The sequence below is a fragment of the Williamwhitmania sp. genome (genome assembly GCA_035529935.1).
Taxonomy (GTDB): domain Bacteria; phylum Bacteroidota; class Bacteroidia; order Bacteroidales; family Williamwhitmaniaceae; genus Williamwhitmania.
This window is the reverse complement of record DATKVT010000136.1, coordinates 1-6,701: the sequence shown is the minus strand read 5'-3', so window position 1 is coordinate 6,701 and position 6,701 is coordinate 1. Positions and strand designations below refer to the sequence as shown.

Genomic DNA, 6,701 nt, shown 5'->3' with positions numbered 1-6,701 from the left:
GCAGAACTTTTACAATCCTATATCGATGAGTATACCTACCGATTTAACCGTAGCTTTATGGGGAAAGGTCTATTTGACAACCTTTTAGACAGAATGCTGACCATACAACCGCATTCCTATAAAATGCTTATTACTTAAATGGCTAATTCAATTCATCTTATTAATATCTCCAATTTTATTATCGAGTTCAAACGAACAACAAAAACATTTTACACGATAAGAAGAATCATATGACTCTTGTTCATCCATATCAAAATGACAGTCTTTATACACAACTAAAGAATTTGTATTGCAAATAGGACATAACTTAACTACATTAAGCTTATCATACGAAACTAATGAACGAGCAATTAATTCTGCTCTCTTTTTTATTTCATCATCATGACGAATAACATATTTGCGATTTAGAAGTGGGTTTTCTGCTGATGCCCTTCCTATCTCCTTTAAAAGAGAAACCTTATTTAGTGAATATGATTCTTCTGCAAAGTGTTTAACTATCTCTTTTACCGGATCAATTCCTAAATCGTTTTTCAGGAATCTTTTAAAACTTACATCTTTTTTATATGCTGGTAAAGAAGCAACCTTAATCACAAAAGGAAAAATATACTTTCCAAAAAGATAATCTAGGGCTTCATACCTTAATACAAAAACACCTCTATGTACAATTCTATTTCTAAGATGATTAATTGCCCTAAGCCATTCATTTGCTTTTTCAATAAAACCATACATATTTTTATCCAATCGATTTTTTTCAATTAGAGCCACCAATCTTTCAAGAGCAAGACTATATCCTATGTATGACGCTCTTTGTAAATCTTTATTATCATATTTCTTACCTTTTACTAAATCATATAGCAAATCGTGTGCTTTTGAAGCATCTATTAATAGTAATTCATGCTCGTTATGCAAAATATCTTTAATAATTAACTCCACAAAATGTTGAAAATGAAATATTGCTTCACATGCATTCTCAATATAATCTATAGTATAAAAACAGTCTTTTTCCTCTTCTGATTTAGATTTCTCTGATAATAGGATTAGATAATAATCAACACTCCTATATGTAGAAAAATATGATTTAAATGACAAATTCAATGAAAGAGAAGCAACATCATCAACCTTATGACATGCTTCATTAAGCAGAAATCCTTCAGTTTTTATCTTCTCAATATTCATTATGTATATTGAATTTCAACAACCGTCAACTAGTTTATACATCTAACAAACTACACTCAACAACTTCTATCTCCATATATTTTATCACATAGCGCATAAAACACCCAAATTTACAATTCTTTTGCAATAAATCAAACAATTATATTTGAAGACCAAATTATATCAAACAAATTTTACTACTCGGCTTTGTAAAACACCAATTCAGGCAACAAGATCAATCCCCAAAACTTCCCCAAAACACAACCGCCACCCCAGTATGGAGCGGCGGTTGCACAAAGAATGAGTTGCGTTGGCCAGTGTAGCCAAACATTACGCTAGCGAGGCAGGTAGCGCGAAATGCGGCGGGCCAACCGGCGGAACTTGAACACCTCAAAGTAGCGTCCAAGGTTGCGTGAAGCGTTGGAAAGTAGCATAACGTAGAGCACCGCACTAAAGAGCCACAGCACCATGGCGTTGAACCAGAAGGTGGGAATCAGCCATCCGCCAATTCGCTTTACGGGTGCGTAGAGCTGCGCCCGGCCGTAGGGGTTATCGGGAATGGTAAACACGGGCTCCTTGCGCCGTACAAAGCGGTCGTTGTCCTCCACAATCTTAGTGAGATCGTTGTTGCTCAGCACAACGTCGGCAAGGGCAGCGTTGTGGTATTGCTGCTTGAGTAGCACCACCCGGTCGTTTCCGCCCAACCGTGCCTCCAATTTATGGTAAGCCCTATCGCGCCGGCGCATGGTGCTATCGAACTGTGCACTAAACACCATGCGGCAATCGGCCAAGTAGCGGAGCAGCGAGTCGGGCACCATGTTTCCAGTAAGAAACAGCGCCACATTCTTGTTCGCAAGCGAATCTACACCCGCAACGTGAGCCTTTACTTCGGCAATACCACTGGCAATCAGCAAACGGTTGTGGTTAGCAATCTCCGGCTCGGCGTTGAGCTCCTGCTGGCGAGCCTGCTCCTGCACCTTGAGCTGCAGGGCGGGAATGAGGTAGTTGAAGTAGTAGGAGCAGCAGCTCAACTCCTGGTCGAAGGCAAAAAAGTGTCGCTCGAATCGGTTTGAGCGAAACTGGTGCACCATAAGCGCCTCGTATGACCAACGAGAAATCATTAAATCGCCAATCACCGGCACGTAGAGCTGCGAGGTTACGCTGCGTTGCAACTTCTGAAAGGGTACCACCACGCCGCTAAAGAGCAGTTGCGGCACAAGAATGAGCGGTATGGTAATATAGATGGCCACCACCGACGAAAGTGCAGCCGAGATATTGAGTCCCACCATGTTGGCAGTAAAGGCGGTGCTGAAGAATATGAGCCAGTAGCTGAGGAACATGCCGCGGATGCCCAGCAGCGCATTTCCCACGGAGACAAACAGCAACGCCTGAATGGCAGAGATGGCTAGCATCACCATCACCTTGGAGTTGATGTAGCTGAAGTGGCTGAGGTGAAGAAACTTTTCGCGCTCTCGTATTCGCCGGTCCTTGATAATCTCCTCGGCGCTCACGCTCAACCCCATAAAGAGGGCTGCAATAACGCTCATAAAGAGGAACGACGGGATGTTGTCGTTGAGGCCAAACATGTAGCGCGTAGCCACCCCAGAAGTGGTCGCGGCGTAGCGGGTAAAAAAGCCGATAACGAGGGCCAGTATAGGCGCCTCCAACATACTAATGGTAAGGTATTGGCGGTCGGCCAGTTTAGCCAACACGTTACGCTTCACAAATATGAGCAGCTGCTTGGCAAGGTCGGGTATCTTAAATGCATTTGTGGGCAGAAGGCTTCGCTGCCCGCATTCCACCTTCTTGAGCGTAGGCTCCACCCGTTTTTGATAGATGTCGTACCACTCGCGGGCACTCCGCTTGCGCTTACGGGTGAGGCGGCCATACTCGTTCACCACACGGGCTTCAATAATTTTGAGAATCTGCTCGGTGTTCACGTTTCCACAGGCGTAGCATTCGCTCTCATCGGCCTTAAGGTAGTGGGCAGCCGTGCGGAAGTAAACTACAGCATCCATGGGGTTTCCCTGAAAAATAATGCGGCCACCATGGTCCATAATCAGCAGCTTGTCGAAGAGCTTAAACACGTCGGACGAGGGTTGATGGATATTCACCATCACCAGCTTCCCCTTAATGGTTTGCCGCTTGAGCATCAACATAACCTTCTCCGAATCGTTGGACGAAAGGCCCGAGGTGGGCTCGTCAACAAAAAGTACGGCCGGCTCGCGCATCAACTCCAGTGCAATGTTGAGCCGTTTGCGTTGACCACCACTTATGAACTTGTTCAGCGGGTTACCCACCTTAAGCTCCTGTGCCTCCACAAGGTCAAAGTCCATAAGGCTCTGGTCCACCATCTCCTTCAGTTCAGCTTCCGTGTGGTTAGCAAAGCAGAGCTTGGCGTTGAACATCAGGTTTTGGTACACAGTGAGCTCCTCAATGAGCAGGTCGTCCTGCGGAACGTAGCCAACAAGCCCCTCCACCTCGCTCCGCTCTTTGTGAATATCGTAACCGTTGATGCAAATCTGACCGGTATGCAACTTCTGGTTGCCATTGAGTACGTTGAGCAGGATAGACTTTCCCACACCGCTATTGCCCATAATGCCAATAAGCTGGCCGCTCTCCGCTTGCAGACTAAAGGGGTATATGCCATTGTCGGTTCCCTTGTAGTGGAAGGAGATATTGGAAGCAGTGTAGCGTATCTTCTCCTTTGCCAGCCCGGAAATAAACTTGGTGGCCACCTTTGAGTAGTATACGGGATCGGTTTTGGGGCTTCGAATAACGGAACCAACACCAAAAATATAGGCACGGCCAACCTTTACATTATGGCCATTGAGAAAGAGGTTGTTCGCACCAAAATACTTAATGAGAAAGGTGTTGGTGCTGTCGATGTGCAGCGCGTATATTTTACCCTTGAGCTTCTCGCTCAGGTGGTGCTTCATTTTAGAGTGCGAAAAGTCGGCATTGGAGTCAATCAGCAGGAGCTTCTCGCTGATGGGCATATCCGATTCCGCCTGTCCCAGAATAAACTGTAACGAGTTGTTGAACTCGAACTCGCTAATGCGGAAGCTGGCTGCCAGCGCCCGAATCAGCTCCAGCCGCTTATCGGTAACCACCTCGCCATCGCCCAAGAATTCGATAAGCTGCAGCACAAGCCACATCTTATGGTACTGCTCAAACTCGTGATTAATCTGGTCAATAATTCTGTTTAGAGCCTGCGAAAAGACAAAGGTGCCATTATCCTCCTCCAGGTGCTTTGCCTCCTGGTGATAAAGCTGGAGCATCTCGTCGAACTGCACCAAAAAGGTGTTCATCTGTTCATCACCAAACTCTTTTTCAAGGTATGTTTTCACCACCTCACGAGCATTTCCGGTAAGGCCATCCTGCTCCACGTCTACCAAAAAGGCGAAGAGCTGCATCAGCACTTTCAGAATCGATTCGTTCATTCAAATGCGGTTTTAGGTCACATAAAAGTAGGAAAATTACGGCGAAGTTTGGGTAGGGAATTTTAAGGAATGAGAATATTGATCTCCCACGAAGAAGGCTATTCAATTACTGTGCATTATCTCAACGTGAAATCTGAATAGTGGGTAGATCGATAGGAAAAATTTTCGCCGTAGGTGGTGTAGTTTTGTAAAAAAACCTCATCACAGCGCTGTCAATACTCCGTAGGAGTTTTACATGCGAAGTTTTGAAGAGTGTCGTAAAGCAAAATCTTTCATTGCCCACCAAAAGAGTTCTCTAAATCCAACTATCTTGTTTCAAAATTTAAACCCTGTCTAGCCTGCAAGCAGACGCTACTGGGCCATTGGCTTCATTATACCAAATAGAGAAACGGCAAAGCCTCTGTCTGCATTTGCCGTTCCTGTCGATAGCGTGGAGAAAGCCACTGGGCTCGACCTCTATCCCAGCCTCCCCGACTCGTTGGAAAAATGAGGTGGAGTCAACCAGAAGTATGCCCCTATGGCTACTCAACTAAAAACTTAAATACCATTTTTTTGATGTCCTCCCCTATTAATGGAGCGTGGGCATCGTCGGGAAAAAATACGGCAAAGTAGCCTGGGGTAAGCTTCAGAAAATCGCGGGGTGAATCGCGGTAGAAGGCAATATCCTTTTCCTCATCGTAGGGTGTAGTCTCCTGATGGCAGAGTGAAAGTGGGCACCAACCAATCTCCTCATTGCCTTCCATGAGCAGCTGCAAATCGATGTAGCGCCTGTGCACCTCTAGCTTTGCCTCGTGCCTTGCCTTGCCCACTCCACTGAAAGGGCTTACAAAAAGTTTATCCCCCTGCAGATTGATTGGACCAGCATCATAGTCAAACTCACCTTTAACCAAATAGTCGTTAACCAAATCCAACCCCGGAAGGAGGTTTCGATACTTTAATAAACTCTCTTTTTTGTCAAAAATCATTGGGTAATTTCTTTATAGTCAAACATCTTCTTCCTATCCCACTCCAGCCAATACTTTATAGAGAGCTCCCGCACCATATTCCAGTAGCCATTGGTGAGGTTACCATACTTAACAATACCATCTGAAATATCTTTAGCTGCCTGCTTAGAATACTCAGGCTTTAGGGTCACCTCCAGTTTTTTACCGTGGCATATAAATATGGCCGATGGAAGGGAGGGCTTTGTGGTTAGCACTTCAATGTCACCACGACCAAGCGTTGCTCCTGTGGAGATCTGAAGGCCATCGTTCAGGCAGCCAACAGAAGGGTAAAATCCAGCTTTCGATTGCACCTTCATTTTATCGAGACCAACGCCAAAATACTCACGAGCAAAAAGCCCCATCTTAGCGCCAACAATGGAGTATATGCCCAGATGCTGGTGAATCTCGTTGGTTAGCACGACCAGCTTCCACTCCTCCATACCATGCCGCTTCTGAATTTCCAACGCATAAGGAGCCACATCGGGTGAGAGCACGTCGGGCGAAACGGGAAAATATTCTAGCACAATACCCCTGAGAGCAGAACCCTGCGCCGTGAAGAGCTTCAGAAAACCATCGGCAATCATAGAGGTATCCTCAATGTGCACATCGGCAATCCGCAGATTCTGCTCCTCCGGATGAACGGTGAAGAGCGAGGGGAAAGCAAGATAAACTGGTATCATCTCGTCCCACATGATGAAGTGTCGAGCCTGTAGCTGGTGCTGCAGTAACTCAGATTGAAAGCGCTGCTTCATTATCTTGGCAAGGGGCACGTCGGTAGAGGTGACTTTTGCCACCAAACTTTCGGTGAGCTTAGGGTAGTTCTCCGTGAGCTGTCCAATAAGATGAATATTAATGGGAAGTTTTTGCAGTTCCTGCCAGTCGACACCGCTCACCTCCGGGTTGTAGCTGGTATTGCCACCACCATAGAACCAAATTACGCGACGGAGGTTAGCCACCTCACCATGCTTCTTTACCCAGCGGTTGAGGCTGCTGATGGGACCTAAACAAACATAAGTAATTTCCTCCTTGCTCCCATCAAACCAGCGGGTAAGCGAGTCGGAATAGGCACCTACCTCGGTCGCCGGTGACTCAGCCACGCCCCATATCTTTTCGCTGGCCT

Annotated in this window: 5 protein-coding genes; 1 reads left to right on the top strand and 4 read right to left on the bottom strand. The window is 45.9% G+C overall.

What is annotated here, in order from left to right; genetic code table 11:
• A partial coding sequence (locus VMW01_10490) for an IS1595 family transposase (protein HUW06677.1) occupies positions 1-138 on the top strand: 138 nt, incomplete at its 5' end.
• Between the two features lie 9 nt (positions 139-147).
• On the opposite strand, the gene VMW01_10485 is transcribed toward VMW01_10490, so the two are convergent.
• From VMW01_10485 to VMW01_10470, 4 genes are all read right to left on the bottom strand, one after another.
• Complete coding sequence (locus tag VMW01_10485) at positions 148-1,176, bottom strand: hypothetical protein (protein ID HUW06676.1); 1,029 nt, start codon at positions 1,174-1,176, stop codon at positions 148-150.
• 314 nt (positions 1,177-1,490) lie between these two features.
• Positions 1,491-4,598 carry an ATP-binding cassette domain-containing protein gene (locus tag VMW01_10480; GenBank protein ID HUW06675.1) on the bottom strand — a complete coding sequence of 1,036 codons (3,108 nt, stop codon included), beginning with the start codon at positions 4,596-4,598 and terminating at the stop codon, positions 1,491-1,493.
• Positions 4,599-5,119: 521 nt separating this feature from the next.
• On the bottom strand, positions 5,120-5,563 hold the full coding sequence (locus VMW01_10475) for a YhcH/YjgK/YiaL family protein (GenBank protein HUW06674.1): 444 nt from the start codon (positions 5,561-5,563) through the stop codon (positions 5,120-5,122).
• The coding region (locus tag VMW01_10470; protein ID HUW06673.1) for a formylmethanofuran dehydrogenase subunit E family protein at positions 5,560-6,701 on the bottom strand (1,142 nt) is incomplete at its 5' end. The genes VMW01_10475 and VMW01_10470, both read right to left, overlap by 4 nt.

What these genes read in the sequence shown, in the direction of transcription:
- VMW01_10475 (HUW06674.1), bottom strand. Translation starts at nt 5,563, where the DNA reads ATGATTTTTGACAAAAAAGAGAGTTTATTAAAGTATCGAAACCTCCTT.
- VMW01_10485 (HUW06676.1), bottom strand. Translation starts at nt 1,176, where the DNA reads ATGAATATTGAGAAGATAAAAACTGAAGGATTTCTGCTTAATGAAGCA.
- VMW01_10480 (HUW06675.1), bottom strand. Translation starts at nt 4,598, where the DNA reads ATGAACGAATCGATTCTGAAAGTGCTGATGCAGCTCTTCGCCTTTTTG.